The 20,523-nt window shown below is 47.6% G+C and carries 22 protein-coding genes; 10 read left to right on the forward strand and 12 right to left on the reverse strand.

Translation table 11 applies throughout. The annotated features are described in order from the left end of the window. Positions 1-210: 210 nt before the first annotated feature. The 4 genes from pyrR to Q1Q15_RS03145 are packed head-to-tail and all read left to right on the forward strand — an operon-like array spanning position 211 to position 3,373. Complete coding sequence (gene pyrR / locus Q1Q15_RS03130; protein WP_300456531.1) at positions 211-747, forward strand: bifunctional pyr operon transcriptional regulator/uracil phosphoribosyltransferase PyrR; 537 nt, start codon at positions 211-213, stop codon at positions 745-747. Between the two features lie 3 nt (positions 748-750). Further along, positions 751-1,254, forward strand: a complete 504-nt coding sequence (locus tag Q1Q15_RS03135; protein ID WP_300456534.1) for a molybdenum cofactor biosynthesis protein B — start codon at positions 751-753, stop codon at positions 1,252-1,254. A gap of 4 nt (positions 1,255-1,258) precedes the next feature. Next, the gene (locus Q1Q15_RS03140; RefSeq protein WP_300456537.1) at positions 1,259-1,663 is read left to right on the forward strand and encodes a hypothetical protein; all 405 of its coding nucleotides are present in this window, start codon (positions 1,259-1,261) and stop codon (positions 1,661-1,663) included. 18 nt (positions 1,664-1,681) lie between these two features. After that, positions 1,682-3,373, forward strand: coding sequence for a bifunctional sulfate adenylyltransferase/adenylylsulfate kinase (locus Q1Q15_RS03145; protein ID WP_300456540.1), 1,692 nt, complete (start codon positions 1,682-1,684; stop codon positions 3,371-3,373). Positions 3,374-3,400: 27 nt separating this feature from the next. Here the strand turns inward: Q1Q15_RS03145 and Q1Q15_RS03150 are convergent, their stop codons facing one another. From Q1Q15_RS03150 to Q1Q15_RS03165, 4 genes are read right to left on the reverse strand one after another with little or no spacing between them, the layout of a single operon-like run. Next, positions 3,401-3,937 (reverse strand): hypothetical protein, encoded by a 537-nt coding sequence (locus Q1Q15_RS03150; protein WP_300456543.1) that lies wholly within the window; start codon positions 3,935-3,937, stop codon positions 3,401-3,403. 12 nt (positions 3,938-3,949) lie between these two features. After that, positions 3,950-4,567 carry a methyl-accepting chemotaxis protein gene (locus tag Q1Q15_RS03155; protein WP_300456546.1) on the reverse strand — a complete coding sequence of 206 codons (618 nt, stop codon included), beginning with the start codon at positions 4,565-4,567 and terminating at the stop codon, positions 3,950-3,952. After that, on the reverse strand, positions 4,564-5,295 hold the full coding sequence (locus Q1Q15_RS03160) for a hypothetical protein (protein ID WP_300456549.1): 732 nt from the start codon (positions 5,293-5,295) through the stop codon (positions 4,564-4,566). Before Q1Q15_RS03160 ends, Q1Q15_RS03155 begins: the two co-directional genes overlap by 4 nt. Positions 5,296-5,355: 60 nt before the next feature. Then, complete coding sequence (locus Q1Q15_RS03165; protein ID WP_300456552.1) at positions 5,356-5,805, reverse strand: hypothetical protein; 450 nt, start codon at positions 5,803-5,805, stop codon at positions 5,356-5,358. 53 nt (positions 5,806-5,858) lie between these two features. Here Q1Q15_RS03165 and Q1Q15_RS03170 point away from each other — a divergent pair, with 53 nt between their 5' ends. Further along, positions 5,859-6,779, forward strand: a complete 921-nt coding sequence (locus Q1Q15_RS03170; protein ID WP_300456555.1) for a tetratricopeptide repeat protein — start codon at positions 5,859-5,861, stop codon at positions 6,777-6,779. Between the two features lie 18 nt (positions 6,780-6,797). Here Q1Q15_RS03170 and ychF read toward each other — a convergent pair whose 3' ends face one another. Both ychF and yhbY read right to left on the reverse strand, forming a co-directional pair. Further along, the gene (ychF, locus tag Q1Q15_RS03175) at positions 6,798-7,868 is read right to left on the reverse strand and encodes a redox-regulated ATPase YchF (protein WP_300456558.1); all 1,071 of its coding nucleotides are present in this window, start codon (positions 7,866-7,868) and stop codon (positions 6,798-6,800) included. A 16-nt stretch (positions 7,869-7,884) separates the two neighbouring features. After that, complete coding sequence (yhbY, locus tag Q1Q15_RS03180) at positions 7,885-8,190, reverse strand: ribosome assembly RNA-binding protein YhbY (RefSeq protein WP_300456561.1); 306 nt, start codon at positions 8,188-8,190, stop codon at positions 7,885-7,887. 217 nt (positions 8,191-8,407) lie between these two features. On the opposite strand from yhbY, the gene Q1Q15_RS03185 reads away from it, so the two are divergent. The 4 genes from Q1Q15_RS03185 to hgcB are packed head-to-tail and all read left to right on the forward strand — an operon-like array spanning position 8,408 to position 12,081. Further along, a complete protein-coding gene (locus Q1Q15_RS03185) occupies positions 8,408-10,384 on the forward strand; it encodes a PAS domain S-box protein (protein ID WP_300456564.1) in 1,977 nt (658 codons plus the stop codon). Next, entirely contained in the window at positions 10,381-10,596 is a 216-nt protein-coding gene (locus Q1Q15_RS03190) for a heavy metal-associated domain-containing protein (protein WP_300456567.1), read from the forward strand. Before Q1Q15_RS03185 ends, Q1Q15_RS03190 begins: the two co-directional genes overlap by 4 nt. Before the next feature lie 4 nt (positions 10,597-10,600). Further along, positions 10,601-11,767 carry a mercury methylation corrinoid protein HgcA gene (gene hgcA, locus Q1Q15_RS03195; RefSeq protein ID WP_300456569.1) on the forward strand — a complete coding sequence of 389 codons (1,167 nt, stop codon included), beginning with the start codon at positions 10,601-10,603 and terminating at the stop codon, positions 11,765-11,767. A gap of 23 nt (positions 11,768-11,790) precedes the next feature. Continuing rightward, positions 11,791-12,081, forward strand: coding sequence for a mercury methylation ferredoxin HgcB (hgcB, locus tag Q1Q15_RS03200; protein WP_300456572.1), 291 nt, complete (start codon positions 11,791-11,793; stop codon positions 12,079-12,081). Between the two features lie 111 nt (positions 12,082-12,192). On the opposite strand, the gene Q1Q15_RS03205 is transcribed toward hgcB, so the two are convergent. The 6 genes from Q1Q15_RS03205 to Q1Q15_RS03230 all read right to left on the reverse strand — a co-directional run bounded on the left by Q1Q15_RS03205 (position 12,193) and on the right by Q1Q15_RS03230 (position 18,838). Then, positions 12,193-14,010 carry a long-chain fatty acid--CoA ligase gene (locus Q1Q15_RS03205; RefSeq protein WP_300456575.1) on the reverse strand — a complete coding sequence of 606 codons (1,818 nt, stop codon included), beginning with the start codon at positions 14,008-14,010 and terminating at the stop codon, positions 12,193-12,195. Beyond that, positions 14,001-14,777, reverse strand: coding sequence for an ABC transporter ATP-binding protein (locus tag Q1Q15_RS03210; RefSeq protein WP_300456578.1), 777 nt, complete (start codon positions 14,775-14,777; stop codon positions 14,001-14,003). The genes Q1Q15_RS03205 and Q1Q15_RS03210 overlap by 10 nt, the downstream gene beginning before the upstream one ends. Beyond that, positions 14,774-15,559: an ABC transporter ATP-binding protein gene (locus Q1Q15_RS03215; protein WP_300456581.1), complete on the reverse strand. Its 786-nt coding sequence runs from the start codon at positions 15,557-15,559 to the stop codon at positions 14,774-14,776. Before Q1Q15_RS03215 ends, Q1Q15_RS03210 begins: the two co-directional genes overlap by 4 nt. 1 nt (position 15,560) lies before the next feature. Next, positions 15,561-16,754 (reverse strand): ABC transporter substrate-binding protein, encoded by a 1,194-nt coding sequence (locus Q1Q15_RS03220; RefSeq protein ID WP_300456583.1) that lies wholly within the window; start codon positions 16,752-16,754, stop codon positions 15,561-15,563. A 67-nt stretch (positions 16,755-16,821) separates the two neighbouring features. Next, on the reverse strand, positions 16,822-17,697 hold the full coding sequence (locus tag Q1Q15_RS03225) for a branched-chain amino acid ABC transporter permease (RefSeq protein WP_300456586.1): 876 nt from the start codon (positions 17,695-17,697) through the stop codon (positions 16,822-16,824). Positions 17,698-17,788: 91 nt separating this feature from the next. Continuing rightward, positions 17,789-18,838 carry a branched-chain amino acid ABC transporter permease gene (locus tag Q1Q15_RS03230; RefSeq protein ID WP_300456589.1) on the reverse strand — a complete coding sequence of 350 codons (1,050 nt, stop codon included), beginning with the start codon at positions 18,836-18,838 and terminating at the stop codon, positions 17,789-17,791. 416 nt (positions 18,839-19,254) lie between these two features. Between Q1Q15_RS03230 and Q1Q15_RS03235 the strand changes: the two genes are divergently transcribed. Continuing rightward, positions 19,255-20,523 carry a multiheme c-type cytochrome gene (locus tag Q1Q15_RS03235; RefSeq protein WP_300456592.1) on the forward strand — a complete coding sequence of 423 codons (1,269 nt, stop codon included), beginning with the start codon at positions 19,255-19,257 and terminating at the stop codon, positions 20,521-20,523.

Here is a 20,523-nt window from a genome sequence, read left to right on the forward strand (position 1 = left end):
GTGTTGCCCACCATAAAAAAAGATGATACAGATTCTACTGCACTCAACTTTCGTGTAAATGTAAATGGGGTCAGGCTTTCTTTATTGCGCTTTTTGCTGGCTGGGTCATTAAGATTTTGATAAAAGCAACAATAAAAAAAAGCCTGACCCTGTCCATCATCAAATTTAAAAGTTGCGTCACACACATATTAAACAAGGGAAGGCGGGTATATGAAAAAAAAAAGGACTCTCCTGAATGATCAGGATTTTAAGCGCATCATCACAAGAATGTCCCATGAAATCATAGAAAAGCATAAAGGCACCCAAAACCTTGCCCTTGTCGGGATCCAGACCCGGGGAGATTTTCTGGCCAAACGCCTGGCCGACCAGATCCGGACCATTGAAACAGTGGCCCTTCCCGTGGGCAGTATGGATATCAATATGTACCGGGACGACTGGACAAAAATCAGCCATCAACCCATTGTACGGCCATCCAATATCCCTTTTTCCGTGGATGACATGGACATTATCCTGGTGGATGATGTGCTGTTCACCGGCAGGACCATCCGGGCGGCCATGGATGCCTTGATGGATTTCGGCCGTCCGTCCCGCATCGAACTGGCCATCCTGGTGGACCGGGGGCACCGGGAATTGCCCATCCAGGCCGATTACAAAGGGATTTCCATTAACACCGAACACCCGGATATGATCACCGTCCTGGTGTCTGAACATGACCACCAGGATATGGTATATATCGAACAGGATTAACACATGAGCACACTTTTACACAAAAAAAACGTACCCAATCATATTAAAATTGCGATAATTTCAGTGTCCACCACACGGAATCTGTCCCAGGACGAATCCGGTGCCTGGATCAAAAAACAGGCCAAAAAAGAAGGCCATGAAGTGGTCATTCACCAGACCGTCACCGATGATATTGCAGCCATCAGGGAATTGACCCGGCATGTCACCGAAAAAATCTGCCCAGATGTCATTATCATGTCCGGCGGCACGGGGATCAGCCCCAAGGACGTCACCATCGAAGCGGTCAAGCCCCTGTTTGCTAAAGAGCTCACCGCGTTTGGCCCCCTTTTTTCCCAGCTGAGCTTTGAAGAAATTGATTCTGCGGCCATTCTCTCCCGGGCCACGGCCGGCATCATCGAAAAAACCCTCCTGTTTTGCATGCCCGGCAGTATAAAAGCCTGCAAACTAGCCTGCAATGCCCTGATATTTCCGGAACTGGGACACCTCATGAAACATATTAAGGAATAAGATAATGAAAGAAATTGACGCGTTTATTGACAACTGGACTGAAACCGACTCGAAAACAAAACAGGCCTTCACCGAACTGTATGACCACTTGAAAACCCTGTCAGATACCACCTTTACATTCAATGCCCGGCCCAAGGTCAGCTATTCCCTGCGTCCCCGGCACACAAACCAGCAGAACCGCACCCTGTTTGCCATGGTGGATGTCATTGATGATGATCCCAATGACAGGTGGCTGTCGGTCTGCTTTTACGGTGAAATGATCACCGACCCGGATGAAACCGGTGACCTCATCCCCGAAGGCCTTTTGGGGGAAGACGGCTACTGTTTTGACCTGTATGCGTATGACCCGGATGACATCAATTACCTGAAACAGCGGCTGTCCCAGGCCCATGAAACGGCTAAACAATAAAAGGGCATAACAAATACAATGAATCCTGATCCCCTGATCAACCTGCTGGTATCTGAAGAACAGCAGCCTGTTCTCAAACAATTGTCCGGGGCCATGCCGGATATCATTTTAAATGACCGGCAGATCTGTGATTTTGAATTGCTGGCCACGGGGGTGTTCTCCCCCTTAAACGGATTCATGAAACACATTGATTATGAATCCGTCCTGGACCGCATGCGCCTGGAATCCGGAGACCTCTGGCCCGTCCCCATCTGCCTGGATATCCCGGAAAGCCTTGCCGCGCCCCTTGAAACCGGTCAATCTGTGGCGTTAAGAGACCCGGAAGGGTTCCTTCTCGGGACCATGACCATCGAAGACATATGGCCTGTGGAGCTGGAAAAGGAAGCCCTGGCCATCTATGGCACCCGGGACATCACCCACCCTGGTGTGGACTACCTGTACAATAAATCCGGCAAAACCTATATCGGCGGTGAAATCCAGGCCCTGAACCTCCCCATCCATTCGGATTTTAAACAGATCCGGAACACCCCGGCGGAAGTACGAAAGATCTTTTCAAAACTCGGCTGGAACCGCATCGTGGGGTTCCAGACCCGGCAGCCCATCCACCGGCCCCAGTTTGAAATGACCATCCAGGCCATGCAGGAAGCCCGGGCCAATCTCCTCCTGCTGCCCATTGCCGGTGTCACCAAACCCGGCGACTTTGATCATTTCACCCGAATGCGCTGCTACCAGAAAGTTGCGGCCCACTATCCCCCGGATTCCTATGTCTTAAACCTGCTGCCCCTGGCCATGAGAATGGCAGGCCCCAGGGAAGCCATTCTCCACATGATCATCGGGAAAAACTTTGGCTGCACCCATTTTATCATCGGCCATGACCATGCCTCCCCGGGCAATGATAGCACCAACACCCCGTTTTACCAATACGACGATGCCACCGAGGTTGCCCGGAAAGCCACCAAGGAACTGGGCGTTGAAACCGTCACCTTTGAAGAAATGGTCTACCTGCCCTTTGAAGATGAATATAAAATTGCCGGCCAGGTCCCGGAGAAGATCGACACCATTTCCTTTAACGGAACCGACATCCAGAAACGAATCCGGACCGGCAAACGGGTGCCGGACTGGGCCACCTTCCCGGAAGTGATCCAGGAACTGCAAAAATCCTATCCCCCCCCAATCAAGCAGGGACTGACCGTTTTTTGCACCGGCCTATCCGGGGCGGGCAAATCCACCATTGCCAAAATCCTCTATGCCAGATTTCTTGAAATCGGCACCCGGCCAGTTACCCTTCTGGACGGGGATATTGTCCGGAGAAACCTGTCGTCTGAACTCAATTTTTCCAAAGAACACCGGGATATCAATGTTAAACGCATCGGGTTTGTGGCAGCAGAGATCACCAAAAACCGGGGCATTGCCATCTGCGCCCCCATTGCCCCCTATGAGAAAACAAGGGCCCAGATAAGAGAATCTATCGAAGCCCATGGCGGGTTCTTTGAAGTCCACGTGTCCACCCCCATCACGGAATGTGAAAAAAGAGACCGCAAAGGCATGTATGCCAAAGCAAGGGCCGGTCTGTTAAAAGGCTTTACCGGTGTGGACGACCCATACGAAGATCCGTCCAACCCGGAACTTAGAATCGATACATCAGGCCTGACACCGGATGAAGCAGCGCAACAAGTCCTGATCTACATCAGCCGGAAAGGATTTATCTAAAAGGGAAAAACAAACAACAATAAAAAATCAATCCATAACATGCTGCTCTGCAAACTGGGCCAGGACTTCGTGAATTCTCTGGGGAGGTGAGATGGTAAAATAATTTTCAGCAACCACATGGCCGATCTCATGGGCAACCACCCTCAGCCGGGCATTATCGGCCGAGTAGAAGACCCTGTTCCTGGACGGGGAATAAAAGGCAATATAATCCACATCAACATTGTAAAGCCTGCGGAAATCTTGATGGACTGCTCGTTCATCCGGATGAATCATGATGGAGAACGTCAGTTGGGGCAGGGACATGTCCAGGGCGGTCATCACCTTTTCCACAATAAAATTAATCTTTGTGATCACTTCATCCTCCAGGGTATCTCCCCTGTTCGTTTGAATTCTTGACCTGAGCCGCCCCATGTATAATTCATTGTTGAATGCCCTTAAATCATCTTTGTGAGAATAGGTGATGGTGGCATGTCTTGACACAAGGTCCTTTGCAACGGCATTCCCCGTGAAAAAAAACATCATTCCTGTTAAAAGGATTATATAGAGATCCTTTACACCATTCATCAAACAGTCTTCCTAGAGCTTTTCCCTGGGAAAGGTATAGTCATTAATCATGGTTTGAATATTTTTTTGACTGTCCCGGATATCATTTAGCAGTGGTAAAACAGCCTCTGCATACCCATCCGACTCTTCCAGCGCCTTTTTCAAATGCAGGGAGGACACGGCAATTGAGGCATTAAACCCCTCTATGAGTGCCAGCTTGTCACCCAGTATATAATTAAAGGCATTTATCTTTTGGGCCAGTTCTTTGCCTTCATCCTTTTTTCGCAACCGGATGGGATGAGAGATATCGCCTTCGATCATTTCATCAACGGTTTTTTCAAACCGGTAAAACGGACCTGCCACCCGGTGGGTTAGAAATAAGGTAATGAGGAGTACACCGCCCCCCCCGAAAACGATCAACAGCCACTGGGTGCTGAGGATCTTTTTAAACAGTATTCCCGGGGTTAACCCAATCTGCAGATGATAATCATCAAACACAATCGAGAGTGTATTTAAAGAAAAAAAACTGAATACCGCCACAAACAGGAGGCTTCCCATTACAGTCAGCAGGAAATAATTAAACAGATACCGCCCTTGAAATTCTTTGTTGATAAAATAATTGCGTCGCTTATACTGGAGCCGGTTCGTCATTTTTTCCTCCATATGTCTGCTGATGCCTTTATGGCACGGGTCCATTCATCCAACCGCTGTTCTTTTTTTTTATCCTGGATAAAGAGCGACACGCGTTTCATATCCACCGCCTGAACCGAATCCCCCGGCTGTTTTTTTTGGATATCATCCAGCCGGTAAACAGACACGCCATAGGCATCCGCCCGGGGATTTGAAGATTCCCCGGGGCTAAGGGGCAATACGATAAATTTCAAATCATCAGACAAGTCGATAAAATCAGCATTAATTTTTTCAACGGTTTCATTGGTTTTTGCCTGTGCATCTTTCATGCTGGGATACACCTGCTTGGTCAATGACAGTGTTTGCTGACACAATCTCTCGTAGGCTGCCAGTTCGTCCGGGGTGACCGCCACCACCAGGGATGACAATTTCCGGTCCAGGAGAATTTTAATCAACGACTGTTCATAGAAATTTTCAACCGATTGCCGAAAACTTTCTTCTGTATTAATTTTCATGCGGATGGCTTCCTGGATCAGCAATTGCCGGTCAATGACCGATTCGATAAATTGTGCCCGGCTCATGTAGGACGGTTTTCTTTTCAGCATGGTTTCAAATTCATCTTCAGAAATAATCCGGTCGTTTATGGATAACACCGGTGATGACATTTCAACACGGGTATCCACCAGTCCATAGACGGCCAGGCCGGAACACACCATCATGATCACAATAATGTAGTAAATATACTTCATCCTTGTTTTGTCCTTTACCTCAACTTATTGAAGACCGAACGTTGAGTCCTTTAATTAAAATTAATCGTCAACAATCAGTCGGCCGGTATTTCTCTCCACCTGAATGCAGCGGTCATCATAGAGCCTTTGCATACCATAGTCTTTAATATTCGTTATTTCAAGATCCGGCAGGCCATTGTCCCGCAGCCATTTTCGAATAATCGGCACCTGATCGGGATCCTCTACCCGGGCCGTGAAAATTTTAACCCGTATGCCGTTGTTGATCATTTTTTTAACCAGTGCCAGCATGGCGGGAACCGGTTCGCCCACCTTGCCATATGCGGCTGTCCGGCTATAATGGGCCAGGGTTCCGTCAAGGTCCACGCCGGTCCAGATCCTGGGGCGTTCCCGGGTTGATGTGTCAAACGCGTCAGGCGTATCCGCCCTTGCCGGACCAGGGGACCCAATGGCATATTCCCTGGACACCTGCTCTTTTGCTTTTTTAAAATATTTTTTTATTGAATTTAGCATGGTCATTTATATAATATAAAATTTGTTGAAAACAAATAAAAAGGGAGTTTCTGTTGAAAAAAGTCATATGTCTGATGATACTGCTCGTATCTTTATCTGCCCCCGGGTTCGCCGACACCCAGAAAGACCTGTTTGAAACTGGGGTTCGCCTGTTCAAACAAGGGCACTACCAGAAAGCGGTGGAGAGGTTTTCACAGTTGATCCAACTGGCTCCCGACCATGCAGATGCCTACAAAAACCGGGGGGTATCCTACATGAAACTGGAAAAATTTGATCTTGCGATCCAGGATTTTGAAACCGCAAAAACATTGTTTCCAGAACTGAAAGGACTCTATAGTAACCTTGGCGTGGCCTGGTATTACAAGAAAGACTATGAAAAAGCCATAGAAAGCTATGATACTGAAATCCAGATGGATTCAGAAAACCATGTGGCCTATTTTAACCGGGCCCTGTGCCTTGCTGAACTGGGCAGAAACACGGATGCCCTTGATGACCTGTCCAGAACACTGGCCCTTAAACCTGAATTTTACTGGGCCCTCTGCTATAAGGCGGATCTGCTTGCCCTGTCCGGGCAGGATATCCAGGCCATCAAAGCCTATGAAGCCGCCATCCGCCAGGACCCGGAAGACACGTATGCCCGGGAAAAACGGGTGCAGCTCAAGCAAAAAATGGGCACCAAAGAATCGCCTGACCTGCCCAAGCCCCCTTTGGGAAACCCAAAAGAGGATCCGCTTCAATATACCCTTCAGGCCGGCGCATTTCTCAATCCAACCAATGCCGACAAAATGAACACCAGATTACGGGATAACGGTTTTGATGCAAGGATACTGACACTCAAAGGGGCCAAAAACAAAACCTGGTACCTGGTCAGGTCAGGCCATTATGCAACAAAGGATGCCGCTCATAAGGCCGCTGAAATGCTAATGCAGACCCTTGCCGTAACATCGGTGGTCCGCACCAGGGACTCCTGGTAAAAGACGCTGACAGTGGAATCAGACTGAAAACCGGATGTTCAAGATATCGCCATCTTCAACTGTATAGTCTTTGCCTTCCACATAAATTCTGCCCGCCTTCTTGAGTTCAGCCTCACTGCCGGCTTCCATGAGGTCATCATATTTAAAGACCTCTGCCCGGATAAAGCCCCTTTCAAGATCGGAATGGATGACCCCGGCGGCCCTGGGGGCTCTTGCGCCCTTCCTGACCAGCCACTGGCGGACTTCATCTTTTCCCACGGTAAAAAAAGAAATCAGGTTCAACGATTTTAAACACAGCTTTGTCAGACTCTCAAGGGCTGTCTGGGTGATGCCAAGGTCCTGGAGGAACTCCTCTTTTTCTTCCTGGGTATCCAGCAGGGCAATCTCGGCCTCAACCTTTGCAGACACCAGCATGACTTCAATCTCCTGGGTTTCACAGCGAAGTTGAAACTGTGACAGCAACGGGCCACTTTCCAGGTCCTCTTCAGATACATTAACGGCGATGACCAGTTTTTTCCGGGTAATAAACGGATAACTCCGGATCATCTTTTCTTCATCATCTGTTAATTCAATCCGTCTTAACGGGGTTTCCGATTCAAGGAACTCTTTCAGGCGGCCCATCAGAACCAGCTCTTTTTGCTGATCCTCATCTTTTATTTTTTTGACCATTGCCTCCAGACGGTCGATGCGTTTTTCAACAAATATCTGATCATGCATGATCAGTTCTGAATTGACCATTTCAAAATCTCTTATGGCATCCACAGAGCCTTCCGCATGGTAAATGGCATCATCTTCAAAGGCCCGGACCACATGGCAGATGGCATCCATGTCCGCGATATCCTTGAAAATGGATCCCTTGGCAATGGTTTCCGCTTCCATTTTCGGCAGCAATACAAGATCAATTCTGGCCCTGACATTTTTTTTAGGGTCGTACATCTCCACCAGCCGATTAAATCTTGAATCAAGAATATCTGCAGCGCCGGGAACAGGCTTAGCTGCTTTGGACGGTTCTTTGATTTCATTTCCCGTTAAAATCTGAAACAATGTTTTTTTGCCTGTCTGGGGCAGGCCGATAATTCCAACCTTCATGGGGTATGCGGTATCCTTAAATTAAGTTAATTTTTTGTTTTTCCACCACTTGATTTTGCCGGTATAAAATCGCCACATGCCCTATCATGCCGGCGACATGGGATTTGGTAGCTTTGGCAACCGCCTGGATCAAGGCATTTTTTTGATCTTTTTCTTTAAAATCATTAAATTTCACTTTGATCAGTTCCGTGGCTTCAAGCGCTGTATCAACTTCTTCAATCAGCGCTTGGGTAACCCCCTTCTGACCGATAAATACAGCAGGGTTCAAATTATGGGCAAGCCCCCTTAAGTATTTCCGTTGTGATCCTTTTAAGTCTTTCAAGTCATGCATCCTTTAAAATATGGGTTAAGATAGATATCATATCATATAAAAAATAAGTTTTACAGTATAGTTGACCGCTCAATTTAAAAATTAATTTGCCTTGCACCCCAATATATTGTAAACTAACTGCTTATTTAAAGTTACTGGAGTAAGGCACTATTTTCCAGTACTTTTATCGTTAACTCATGTTCATTTTAAATTTAAAAAGACGTCTCATATGGATGTAAAACCAACTTATGAAGCATTGGAACAAAGGGTTCAAGAATTAGAGAAGTCTGAGAATAAACTGCGGGAAAGCGAAGAACGGTTTCGCGTGGCATTCCATACAAGTCCTGATGCAATCAATCTCAACAGGATTTCTGATGGAATGTATATCGATATCAATGAGGGGTTCAGCAGACTCACGGGGTATACCCGGGATGATATTTTTGGAAAAACCTCCCTTTCCCTGGACATCTGGGAAAACCCTGAAGACAGAAAACGACTGGTCGATGGTTTGTCGCGGACAGGCCATGTGGAAAACCTGGAGGCCCGGTTTGTCCGAAAAGACAGAACTGTCGGCGTGGGCTTGATGTCCGCCCGGACCTTGCAAATCAATAATGAAATGGTCATTTTATCCGTAACCCGGGACATTACTACACTCAAAAAATCCGAGGTGGCATTGCGGAAGAGTGAAGAAAAATTCCGCCAAATTTATAATAATATTCTGGATGTCTATTATGAAGCAAGCCTGGATGGGATTCTTTTAGAAATCAGCCCTTCAATTGAAAAAGTTTCTCAGTATAAGCGGGAAGAGCTTATCGGTAAATCACTCTATGAGATTTATACCCATCCTGGCGATCGGGATACCCTTATTGAGATAATTTTAGACAAGGAAATTGTCAAAGACTATGAACTGAACCTTACAGATAAAAACAACACCCAACATATCTGTTCCATAAATATCGAACTGGTCAAAGACACAGCAGGTCGCCCGTTAAAGATAGTTGGTATTTTTCGTGATATTTCAGATCGAAAAAAAATGGAAGATGAAAAAATTAACGCGCAAAAAATTGCAAATGAACATGAAAAACTGGCATTGGTGGGACAGGTCGCAGGAAAAATGGCCCATGATTTTAATAATGTCCTGGGGATTATCATGGGGAACGCCGAGCTCTCTCTTTTGGATTGCAAGGATGCTGAAACAAAACAGACCCTCGAATTGATATACCAGCAAACCATACGCGGTAAAAATTTAATAAAAAACCTGGTGGCATTTGCCAAAGACCAGGAACCCAAGCAGGAATTTTTTAAAATAAATGAAAAAATTGATCTTGTCATAAACCTGCTGAGAAAAGATTTGGACGGCATTGAGCTGATAACGGAAACCAAACCCGGAATACCGGATTTACTAGCAGATCCCGGAATGATCGAACATGCCCTTGTAAACCTGATTCAAAACGCCATTCATGCCACCAGTAAGGCGGATGATCCGATGATCACCCTGCGATCGTATTGCCTTGACAATACGATCTGTTTTGAAATTCAGGACAATGGATGCGGCATCCCCAAAGAGCATTTAACCCATATTTTTGATCCCTCTTTTACCCTGAAGGGCAACAAGGACGTGACAGGTTCATATGCTCGGGGTATTAACGGCACCGGGTATGGGATGTCCAATGTTAAAAAATATATCGAACTGCACAAGGGTGATCTTTCATTTGAATCCAAACCGGGCTCAGGAACAACCTTTACCATCTGTCTGCCGATTATTCGAAAACGATTAACCCGGCAGGAAAAAACAGATCTCCGGAAAGACATCACCTGTTCTGGAAAATATATTCTACTGGTTGAAGATGAAACCGCTATCTCAGATGTACAATACACGGTATTAACCCAGGATCCCTGCAGCCATAAAGTGGATATTGCCAATAACGGAACCGTTGCCATGGATTTGTTCAATCGAAATAAATATGATTTGATCAGTTTAGATCATGTTCTGCCAGGAAAAACAAGTGGGATGGACGTGTATAAGCATATTCGACGAACCAACCAAACCCTTCCCATACTGTTTATTTCGGGCAATATCGAATTCCTGGAGTCGATAAAGGGTCTCAAACAAAAGGATGTCAATATTGCGCATCAATCAAAACCCTGTCAAAATAAAGAATATGTAAACAGCATCAACAACCTGCTCAAAAGGAGGCTGAAATGACAACACAAAAGATAACGTTGACAATTGACGGCATGAGTTGCGGCCATTGCTCGACAATGGTCCAGAGAACCCTTGACGCAATTGAGGGTATTTCCAATGTATCGGTGGATCTTGACGGGAAACAGGCCCGGTTTGATACGGATACGCCAGCACGCATTGAGACCGCTATTCAACAGATAAATGAAGCCGGTTATACGGCATCACGGCCGTAGTCCAATGGCTTCTCCGGTTCAACCCAGACAGACCCTCTCAACCCCGGGCGTTACAATCCTGTCGGGTATGGATGGGCAAATTCCCGCCGGTCTGCCCGTGAGTGCCGCCCCCCTGGCAGCACATGAAAAACCGGGCTATAGGATGTGTTCATATGTAAAAACATTCATCAAAACCGATGCAGGGCATATTCCCATCATCACCTCCCTGCTGGGAAAAGCAGACCTTTTTTCAACTTTTTATGTCAGATGCGGCATCAACCGACATCAATATACAGTGGCTCCCGGACTTTACGGCATTGGAGAGCCGGATAAAACTTCTGACGTACTGGTGACAGCAAATTTTAAATTGACCTTTGATCACCTGAGAAAGGCACTTGCACACGTGAATGCATGGATCCTTGTCCTGGATACAAACGGCGTCAATGTCTGGTGTGCGGCAGGCAAGGGAACCTTTTCCACCCGGGAACTGGTGACAAGGATTAAAACCACGTCCCTTGATAAAATTGTGGATCACAAAAGGGTCATCGTTCCCCAACTGGGTGCCACGGGTGTGTCTGCAAAGGATGTGAAAACTCAGTCCGGGTTCAGGGTGGTATATGGTCCCATCCGGGCCAATGATATTCCGGTTTTTTTACAGAACCATAGAATCGCGGACAAACAGATGCGACAGATCACCTTCAGCCTGTATGAACGGTTTATTCTCACCCCCGTGGAAATTCAGATGGCGCTGAAACCATCTTTGATCGCCATCATTGCCCTGTTCATCCTTTCAGGTTTTGGCCCGGGTATATTTTCTTTTTCCGGGGCCTGGGAAAGAGGGGTCCTGGCGGTTTATGCCCTGGTGGCCGGCATCATTTCCGGGGCCATTGCTACCCCGGTACTCCTGCCCTTTATTCCCTCCAGGGCCTTTGCCCTCAAGGGGATCATTGTTGGAAGTATCTTTGCCGTACTTGTTTTGCTGCCAATGGCAAATACCATTAACGGCATCGCCGGAGGCCTGGCACTTTTTTTATTCAGTGTGACCATCAGCTCGTATCTGGCCATGAACTTTACCGGGGCAACACCGTTCACCTCACCTTCCGGGGTTGAACACGAGATGAAACAGTACATCCCGGTGCAGTTGGCGTGCCTTGCGATATCAACCGGGCTGTGGATATATGCTGCCTTTTAAACCGAACGTTAAAGGAGTCAACCATGAAAGACATCAGATATCTGGATGACATATCAAGCCTGGTGCTGACAGATGAAAAATGCGTCGGGTGCGGCCTGTGTATCGAAGTCTGCCCCCACGGCGTGTTTGAAATGCAACACAACAAAGCCCGTATTGTTGATTTCAATGCCTGCATGGAATGTGGTGCCTGTGTGAACAATTGTCCTTCAGGCGCCCTCTCCGTCAGTCCCGGGGTGGGCTGAGCCGCCTATATTATCCAGGTCTGGATAAAAGGCAAAGAAAACGCATCCTGTGGCACGGGCGGGTGCTGCTGACCCCATAAGAATGCTTGGGGTCAGGCTTTCTTTATGGCACTTTTTACCCGTCTGGTCATGAAATAGTGATAAAAAGCACAATAAAAAAAGCCTGACCCCGTCAAACTTGAGTTAATACATGGCTTCGATCAAGTCTTTAAAGGCCTTGTTGACGAATTTTCGTTTGATTTTCATGGTGGGGGTCACCTCCCCGTCTTCTTCGTACAGCCGCTTGGGCAGAAGGGTAAATTTTCTGATCTGTTCCACCCGGGCAAGGGTTTCATTGACGTTTTTGACCTCCCGGTCAATCAGGGCAATCACCTGTTCGTTAGCGGTCAGGTCCTTATAGGTTGAAAACTGGACCTTGTTATCCTGGGCAAACTTCATTACATTGTCATCATCGATCATGACCAGGCAGGATAAAAATTTCCGCCTGTCCCCGATGACCACGGCATCATTGATGTAAACACTTGCCTTGAGCTTGTTTTCAATATACTGGGGGGTAATATTTTTACCCCCTGCCGTAACGATAATGTCTTTTTTGCGGTCGGTAATTTTTAAAAACCCTTCCGCATCCATCTCCCCTACATCTCCTGTATACAGCCAGCCATCCTTAATGGTTTCAGCCGTTGCATCATCCGCCTTATAATATCCCTTAAACACCCCGGGAGACCGGACCAGGATTTCGCCGTCCTTGGCAATCTTTATCATGACCCCGTCAAGGGCCCTGCCCACGGTGCCAAACCGCGTCATTTTTTCCGGAGAAAGGGTGGTGACACCGGTTCCCTCGGTCTGGCCATATCCCTCGATCAGGTTCATTCCAATGGACTGGAAAAACCGCAGCACCTCTTTTGAAATGGGTGCGGCCCCGGAAATCGCTACCCGGATGTTTTCAAAGCCCAGCCGCTCTTTCAGCTTTCTGAAGACAACCAGCCAGGCCACGGCGTAAGCCCCTTTGAGGAAAAGATTGACCGACGTTGAATTCATGATCCGATCGGCCCGCTTTTCGCCAATTCCCAGGGCCATATTGAAAACAACCCGCTTGAACCATGTGGCATCTGCCATTTTGATCATGATATTGGAATAATATTTTTCCCAAATTCGTGGAACCGCATATCCTATGGTGGGGGAGACTTCCATCATATTTTGCATGACCGTATCCGGTTTTTCCACAAAATTAACCGTATACACAAATTTTATATGGATAAACACAGTGAAAAGCCGTTCAAAAATATGGCACAACGGCAGAAAAGACAAGACATTGTCTGCCATGTCTATCCGGATGGTCTGGTCCACTGCACCAGCCATCCAGGTGACATTTTTATGGGTGAGCATGGCCCCTTTGGGCGGCCCTGTGGTTCCGGAGGTATAAATAATCACGGCCGGATCATCCGGGGTAACCCTGGCCTGCCGGTCAACAAACAATGTGGCATGGGCTTCATCCGCCTGGTGACCCTTTTCCAGCAACTGATCAAAGGTCATGACCATGGGATCGGTGAAGGTGTTCAATCCCTTGGTATCCCATACGATGACTTTTTTCAGCAATGGTGAGGTCTCCCGGAACATCAACCACTTGTCCAGCTGCTCTTCATTTTCCACAAACAAAAACCGGGCATCGCTGTGATTGACCACATACGCCACCTGCTGCCAGGCGTTGGTGGCATAAATTCCCACGGATACGCCACCCACACACTGAATCCCCAGATCGGCCATCACCCATTCCATGCTGTTGTCACCAATGATACCGACACAGTCCCCTTGCTCAAGGCCCATGGATACAAGGGCACACCCGATTTTTTTGGCCTTATCATGATATGCCTGCCAGGTAATCTCCTGCCAGAGTCCAATATTTTTTCTCCGCAGGGCTATCTTTGAGCCATGCTGGGCAACCGTCCGGTTAAACACCTGGGGAACGGTCTCAAATTGGATCTCTACCGGTTTCACCGCCATGCTTTCTTCCTTTTCCATCGCTGGTAGCCTTTGGCTGATGTTTCAGATTTTATGCCAAGATAAAACTCTTTGACATCCTTATCCTCCAGAAGATCTGTTGAGTTGCCTTTCATCACAAACCGGCCGTTTTCAAGGATCAGGCCGGTACCGGATATGGACAGCGCCATATTTGCATTCTGTTCCACCAGGAGAATGGTGGTGCCTGTCAAATTTATCTCCCGGATAATGGCAAATATCTCTTTGACCAGGATAGGGGACAGGCCCAGGGAGGGTTCGTCCAGAATCATCAGTCGGGGCCTGAGCATCAATGCCCTGCCAATGGCCAGCATCTGCTGTTCCCCGCCGGAAAGTGTCCCGGCCCACTGGTGGGTTCTCTGCTTTAAAACCGGAAAATACGCAAACACCTTTTCAATGTCCTGTTTCACCCCTGGGGTATCTTTCCTCAGATACGCCCCCATCAACAGATGTTCGTGGACAGTAAGTTCTTCAAAAATCTCCCGGCCTTCCGGCACGTAGGCAATGCCTTTCCGGACGATCTCATCCGTATCCCGGTTCTGGATGGGTACCCCGTCAAATTCAATGACGCCCTTTTCCGGCTGGTCTTTTATCAACGCCATAATGGTCTTTAGAATCGTTGATTTCCCTGCACCGTTATTGCCCAGGATGGCGGTGATACTGCCCTCTTCCACCGCAAAAGACGCCCCCCGGATGGCATAGACCAGATCATAATAGGTCTCGATATTTTTGACTTCCAGCAACGCTGTCATACCTGCTTTTCCTCTCCGATATAGGCTTTCAGGACTTCCGTGTTCTGCTGAACCTGTTCAGGAGTGCCCAGGGTAACCTGCTTTCCAAAATTAATGGCCAGAACCCGGGTTGAAATATCCATGACCATTTTCATATCATGCTCAATGAGCAGAATGGATACCCCCAGGTCATCCTGGATATCCTTTATCCAGAAGATCATATCCTGTTTTTCCTCTGAATTCATTCCCGCACAGGGTTCATCCAGCAGGAGCAGCTCCGGCTCCAGGGCCAGGGCCCTCCCCAATTCAATCAATTTCTGGGTGCCATAGGGAAGCCCCCCCACAAACGTATCCCGCACATTCTGCAGTTCAAGGAAATCGATAATCCGTTCCACCCGTTCGCGATGCCGGGTTTCTTCTCTGCCGGCAAATGACGACTTTCCCCACATGACCATTCCCCTGAAAAGTCCTGTTTTCATATGGATATGGCGGCCCAGCAGGATATTTTCCATGGTGTTCATGTGGGAAAAAAGTTCTATGTTCTGGAAGGTCCGGGCAATGCCCATCCGGGCAATGGCATCGGGTTTTTTGTTTTCAATGGCGGTTTCCTTAAACCGGATACTTCCCTGATCCGGTTGATACAGACCGGAGATACAATTGAAAAGGGTGGTCTTTCCTGCCCCATTGGGACCGATCACGGAAAAAATCTCACCCTTGTTCATGGTAAAACCGATATCCTGGAGGGCCTTTATCCCGCCAAAGGAAATAGACAGGTGGTCAACCCGGAAAAAAGGCGCCCCCATTCTACTTGATATCCATCCAATCGGTGAGCCTTTTTGCTTTTCCCCCGGCCAGGCACTGCAGCAAAAAGGTCTGGGATGCCCCCTGCCGGGAATACATATCATTCTTGTTGTAGGGTTTGTAACTGACTTCCGGACCGATCCCCTTGAATCCGCTTATACTTTCCATGGCCGTAATAAAATTTTCCCGGGTCAAATCCCGACCGCACCGTTTCAATCCTTCAATCATGGGCTCAGTAAAAATAATGCCCGCATAATAAAAAACCCCCCATCTTTCGCCCTTGGCAGCATAGGTATCAAACACTTCTTTTTTATACTTATTGAGCAACGGATACCCTGACTCCGGCAATTCGCCCAGTGTTGCCGTAATGACCCCTTCCCAGAGCCCTTTTGTGATATGCATCATGAAGGGAAAGTCCGATGTGGTGCTGGTGCTCATGAATTGCGGGGCAAACTTCATGGCCTTGCTGATACCGACAATCCTTGCAGAATGGGGCACTGTTGTCCACATTAAGACCATGTCCGGTTTGGCTTTTCTCAACTTCATGACATGGGGTTTAAGGTCGGAGTCCTTGGCTTCCATGGAGACCTGGGCCACGGCTTTCAGCCCATGGGCCTTTAATTCGGCGAGCGCCCCCCGCAGCCCGTTTTTTCCATATTCATCATTGAGGTAAGCAATGGCCACCCGTTTTTTGCCCATGGTCTCAATGGCATATTTTACCAGGGCCTTTGCCTCACCCACATACAGCGGATATACGGCAAACAGATTTTTCTGGGGCGGATTTACCCAGTGCATGGACCCTGCGGCCGGACCGACCCAGGGCACATTTCTTTTGGCCAGGTAATCACGAACCGACAAACCCGGAGAGGTGCCCACACCGCAGGCCCAGGCAAATATACCGGTGCCTTCCTGGAGTTCTTTCACCCCGGCCTTTGTCTTGGCCGGATTATATCCGTCATCAAACATGTGATAGACGATTTTCCGGCCATGGATACCGCCATTGTCATTGATCCATTTAAAATAATCACCGGTCCCCCTGGCCACATTCCCCCAGGCCGCTGCAGGACCGCTCTGGGGACCCCACTGCCCGAGATGAATTTCCGTATCCGTCACCCCCTCTTCTGCAAAAAGATCCGGGGTAAAACTCAGTAAAATGGCAAAAAAAACAAATAAAGTAAGCAATAATTTTTTTTTCATCATGTCCTCCTTTTTAAATGATCATGGGTTTATATCATGTTCCTTATTCCCTGATAAACGGCCCTGACTATACCTTTTTCACATAATGCCTGGCAAAAAGGCCACTGGGTCTAATACACAGCACCAGTACAATGATGACAAACGCCACCACGGTCTTAAACTCGATGGAGACATACCCGCCAAACAGATTTTCAATAATCCCCAGCAGATAGGCCGCCACCACCGCACCGGGCAAAGAGGTCATCCCGCCCATGACGGCTGCGGCAAATCCCTTGAGCATGGGATCCCACATCATGTAAGGGTGCATGATGGTCGGGGAAATCAACAGCCCGGCCACAGCCCCGACAAGGGATGAAATCCCCCAGGTTATCATCAAAATGCGATTTGTCCTGATGCCCACAATTTGTGCCGCCACACGGTTTTGCTGGGTGGCTTTCATGGCCAGCCCCAGCTTGGTAAATTTAAAAAACAGGAAGAGAACGATCATCAGCAATAATGCCGCCACCAATGTCAGGACTTCAAGCTTACTGATAAAGATATCCCGGATGATTAAACTGTCATAGGGCCCTATGGGAAAGGGCATGGTCTTTTGTTCGGCCCCGAATTTCCATGACACAAATCCTAAAAGGATCATCTCGATACCAATGGTGATAACAATCATCCCAAGGACATTGGGTTCTTTTGCCCGCCGGAGGATAGCAAATTCCAGGAAACACCCCAGTAAAACGGCAAACACAAGGGTGAAAAAAAAGGCCAGGTACACTGACAGGTGAAAAGAGGTGAGGAGCATCATGGCAAAAAAGGACGAAATCAGGGCCATTTCCCCCTGGGCAAAATTCGGCACTTCAGATGTTTTATAAATAATGACCATGGCCAGTCCCATCAATGCATAGGAGCTTCCCACGGCAATGCCGCTGACAATCATCTGGATAAAATCTATCATTCAGGCTCCTTTTATCTGAAAAACCGGTTACGCCTTGACATCAAGCGTCTTTCATATTTTGTTGTCACAGGGTGACCTGCCATGGCCGGTATTAAAACGGCCAGGTTCGCCAGTATTTTTTCGTTCGAATCCATACGCCATAGAGCCCCAGGGGTTCAAACAGCATGATCAGGACCATGATGGACCCAAACACAATAAACTGGATATTCGAGACACCGGTGATGGAAAACCAATTTTGAGAAAGGGTTTCCAGCCAGTCCCCGATATAGGGAATATCCAGAATATTCCGTAATTTCAGGTCCAGCCAGCAAAGCAATGCAGCACCGGCTATGGAACCCATCATGGACCCTAAGCCGCCCACCACCACCATGGCCAGAAACATAATGGACATCATCAGGGTGAAAATTTCAGGTTCAATAAACTTTAAGACAAAGGCATACAAACCACCGGCCATACCGGCATAAAAAGCACTGACGGCAAAGGCCAGGGTTTTATAATACACGATATTCACCCCCATGGTCTGGGCGGCGATATCGGCGTCCCGGATGGCAATAAATGCCCGTCCCACCCGTGTCTTGATAAGGTTCCGCATGAACAGCAGCAACAGAATGGTCAGGGTAATCAACAGAAAATAAAACTCTTTATCCGTATCCAGAACCCAGGAACCAATGATAATGTCCGGTGCATGGAGACCTTCCCTGCCACCGAAAATCTCCATCCGGCCGATGATCTGGGTAATGGTCAATCCAAACCCCAGTGTGGCAATGGCCAGGTAGGGTCCCTCAAGCCGGAGGGCCGGCAGTCCCAGTAAAAACCCAAACCCGGCGGCAACAAGAGCGGCACATGGCAGGGCCAGGAGAAAAGGAACGCCTGCCTTGGCCATCAGAATAATCGTGCCATAGGCACCAATGGCAAAAAAACCGGCATGACCCAGGGAAATCTGACCGGTATAGCCGACCAGAAGGTTCAGGCCGGTTGCCACGATAATATTAATGGCAATATAGTTGGCCACATACACATAATAATTGTCTACAAACAAGGGAAAAAGATAAAGAGATACTATCAAGACAACAAACCAGAAAATAACGACCGGTGAGGACAAAAGCTGTATATCCTCATAATACTCTCTTTTCATATCCATGGAAAACAATCCTTTTATGGTCAATGGCCGGATAAAACGATCTATATTACTACTTATTTTTAAGCTTATGGGTTGTCAAGCAAAAAGAAAAGAAGCTTCAAATAATAAACAAGGTTTAGATTTCGCATATTCAGCGAAAAAATATCGTCACCTGGAAAATCGCCTGGGATGACCTGTCTTTTTGATGGGCCCATTAATTCCTTGACAGATGAAATAATTATCAATAAACTATAATAAACGTTGTATTTCATTTCTCATTGATCTCATTCATTTGAACCGTCTGACGATTTTAATGTTTCGTTCTATGTGCGATATGCTCGCATTTGTTTCAGACCATTTGTTTTCATTTAGTGTAAATTCGTCATTGTTTAAAAACACAATAGTGTTATCCGCTCTATAATTTTAAGGAGAGACAGATGAAATCATTTGCAACAATTCTAATTCTAATCATTTTTTCATTGGGATTTTGGGCCTGCAGCAGTGAGCCGGTGGTTGATATTGCCGCCATAACATCCCAGCCAAAAGGCTTTGTGGGTTCCGACACATGCAAAATGTGCCATCTGGAGCATTTTGATTCCTGGAAGATGACCCTGCACAGCCGCATGCTTCAGGATGCAAAAGCCAACGAGGATGCCATTATTGTTCCCATAGACGAAAAAACCATCCGCGGGGACCTGGCTAAACTCAGTGACAAACTAAAGGTTCCGGCCGATAAAATTTATGTACCGAAAAAAGAGGAGATCCTCTACACCATCGGCAGTCAATGGAAGCAACGATACCTGGTGAAAAAGAATGATATCTTGTATATTTCGCCCATTCAGTACAATGCCGATACCCACCGGTGGGTCAATTACCATGAGCAGGACTGGGACAAAAGACCCTGGCTGTTAAAATGCGGGGGCTGCCACGCAACGGGCGCGGATATTGCGAACGGCACCTTCAAAGAGCCCGGAGTTGCCTGTGAGGCCTGTCACGGAAAAGGATCATGGCACGCAGCGCTCCCAAAAACTGCGGTGTTTGAAAAACGAAATACCATCGTCAACCCGGCCAAACTGACCATGGGGGTGGCTGCACAAATCTGCGGATCCTGCCATAACCGGGGCAAGGCAACCATGCAAAAAGGCGGGGGATGGCCGGTGGGGTATGAGCCGGGCAAGGCCCTTGCCGCCTATTATGAATCAACTTCCTTTGAGGCAGGGGATGTAAAACATGTCTATGCCAACGAATTTTCCAAAGGACATCATCAGCAATTTATTGACTGGCAGCAGTCCAAGCATTCAACAGAAGGTGTCACTTGTACCTCCTGCCACTATGTTCACCAGATCGGCATGCCCCAGACCCGGTCACAAACATCAAAATCCGGTTCCATGCAATGTTTTCAGTGTCATGTACAGGTGAATACCAACATGGCCCATTCCATCCACTCGTTTGCCAATTGTGTTGGCTGCCACATGCCAAGAATCGCCAAGAGTGCTGAATCCGGGGATATTCGCAGCCATGTTTTCGTCACCCTGCTGCCGGAAGATACCCTGAAGAACCCAAAGGTGCCCAACTCGTGCCAGACCTGTCACAAGCATAAAAATGATGATTTACAGGAACTTCAGTCCAACTGGAAAAAACTGGCAACCCTTCCGAAACCAGTGGGTAAGGCCATAGATCCTGTTGAATACAGGTATACGCGGTAA

This window comes from Desulfobacula sp. (genome assembly GCF_030145145.1).
In the GTDB taxonomy this organism is placed as follows: Bacteria; Desulfobacterota; Desulfobacteria; order Desulfobacterales; family Desulfobacteraceae; genus Desulfobacula.

Excerpts from the sequence above, each read along its gene's own strand:
- Q1Q15_RS03215 (WP_300456581.1), bottom strand. The coding sequence starts at position 15,559 with ATGGGGGCGCCTTTTTTCCGGGTTGACCACCTGTCTATTTCCTTTGGC.
- Q1Q15_RS03185 (WP_300456564.1), top strand. The coding sequence starts at position 8,408 with ATGGATGTAAAACCAACTTATGAAGCATTGGAACAAAGGGTTCAAGAA.
- Q1Q15_RS03205 (WP_300456575.1), bottom strand. The coding sequence starts at position 14,010 with ATGGCGGTGAAACCGGTAGAGATCCAATTTGAGACCGTTCCCCAGGTG.
- Q1Q15_RS03155 (WP_300456546.1), bottom strand. The coding sequence starts at position 4,567 with ATGACGAACCGGCTCCAGTATAAGCGACGCAATTATTTTATCAACAAA.
- pyrR (WP_300456531.1), top strand. The coding sequence starts at position 211 with ATGAAAAAAAAAAGGACTCTCCTGAATGATCAGGATTTTAAGCGCATC.
- Q1Q15_RS03140 (WP_300456537.1), top strand. The coding sequence starts at position 1,259 with ATGAAAGAAATTGACGCGTTTATTGACAACTGGACTGAAACCGACTCG.
- Q1Q15_RS03230 (WP_300456589.1), bottom strand. The coding sequence starts at position 18,838 with ATGGATATGAAAAGAGAGTATTATGAGGATATACAGCTTTTGTCCTCA.
- Q1Q15_RS03160 (WP_300456549.1), bottom strand. The coding sequence starts at position 5,295 with ATGAAGTATATTTACTACATTATTGTGATCATGATGGTGTGTTCCGGC.
- Q1Q15_RS03235 (WP_300456592.1), top strand. The coding sequence starts at position 19,255 with ATGAAATCATTTGCAACAATTCTAATTCTAATCATTTTTTCATTGGGA.
- Q1Q15_RS03150 (WP_300456543.1), bottom strand. The coding sequence starts at position 3,937 with ATGAATGGTGTAAAGGATCTCTATATAATCCTTTTAACAGGAATGATG.
- Q1Q15_RS03225 (WP_300456586.1), bottom strand. The coding sequence starts at position 17,697 with ATGATAGATTTTATCCAGATGATTGTCAGCGGCATTGCCGTGGGAAGC.
- Q1Q15_RS03220 (WP_300456583.1), bottom strand. The coding sequence starts at position 16,754 with ATGAAAAAAAAATTATTGCTTACTTTATTTGTTTTTTTTGCCATTTTA.
- Q1Q15_RS03135 (WP_300456534.1), top strand. The coding sequence starts at position 751 with ATGAGCACACTTTTACACAAAAAAAACGTACCCAATCATATTAAAATT.
- ychF (WP_300456558.1), bottom strand. The coding sequence starts at position 7,868 with ATGAAGGTTGGAATTATCGGCCTGCCCCAGACAGGCAAAAAAACATTG.
- Q1Q15_RS03190 (WP_300456567.1), top strand. The coding sequence starts at position 10,381 with ATGACAACACAAAAGATAACGTTGACAATTGACGGCATGAGTTGCGGC.
- Q1Q15_RS03165 (WP_300456552.1), bottom strand. The coding sequence starts at position 5,805 with ATGCTAAATTCAATAAAAAAATATTTTAAAAAAGCAAAAGAGCAGGTG.
- Q1Q15_RS03145 (WP_300456540.1), top strand. The coding sequence starts at position 1,682 with ATGAATCCTGATCCCCTGATCAACCTGCTGGTATCTGAAGAACAGCAG.
- hgcA (WP_300456569.1), top strand. The coding sequence starts at position 10,601 with ATGGCTTCTCCGGTTCAACCCAGACAGACCCTCTCAACCCCGGGCGTT.
- Q1Q15_RS03210 (WP_300456578.1), bottom strand. The coding sequence starts at position 14,777 with ATGACAGCGTTGCTGGAAGTCAAAAATATCGAGACCTATTATGATCTG.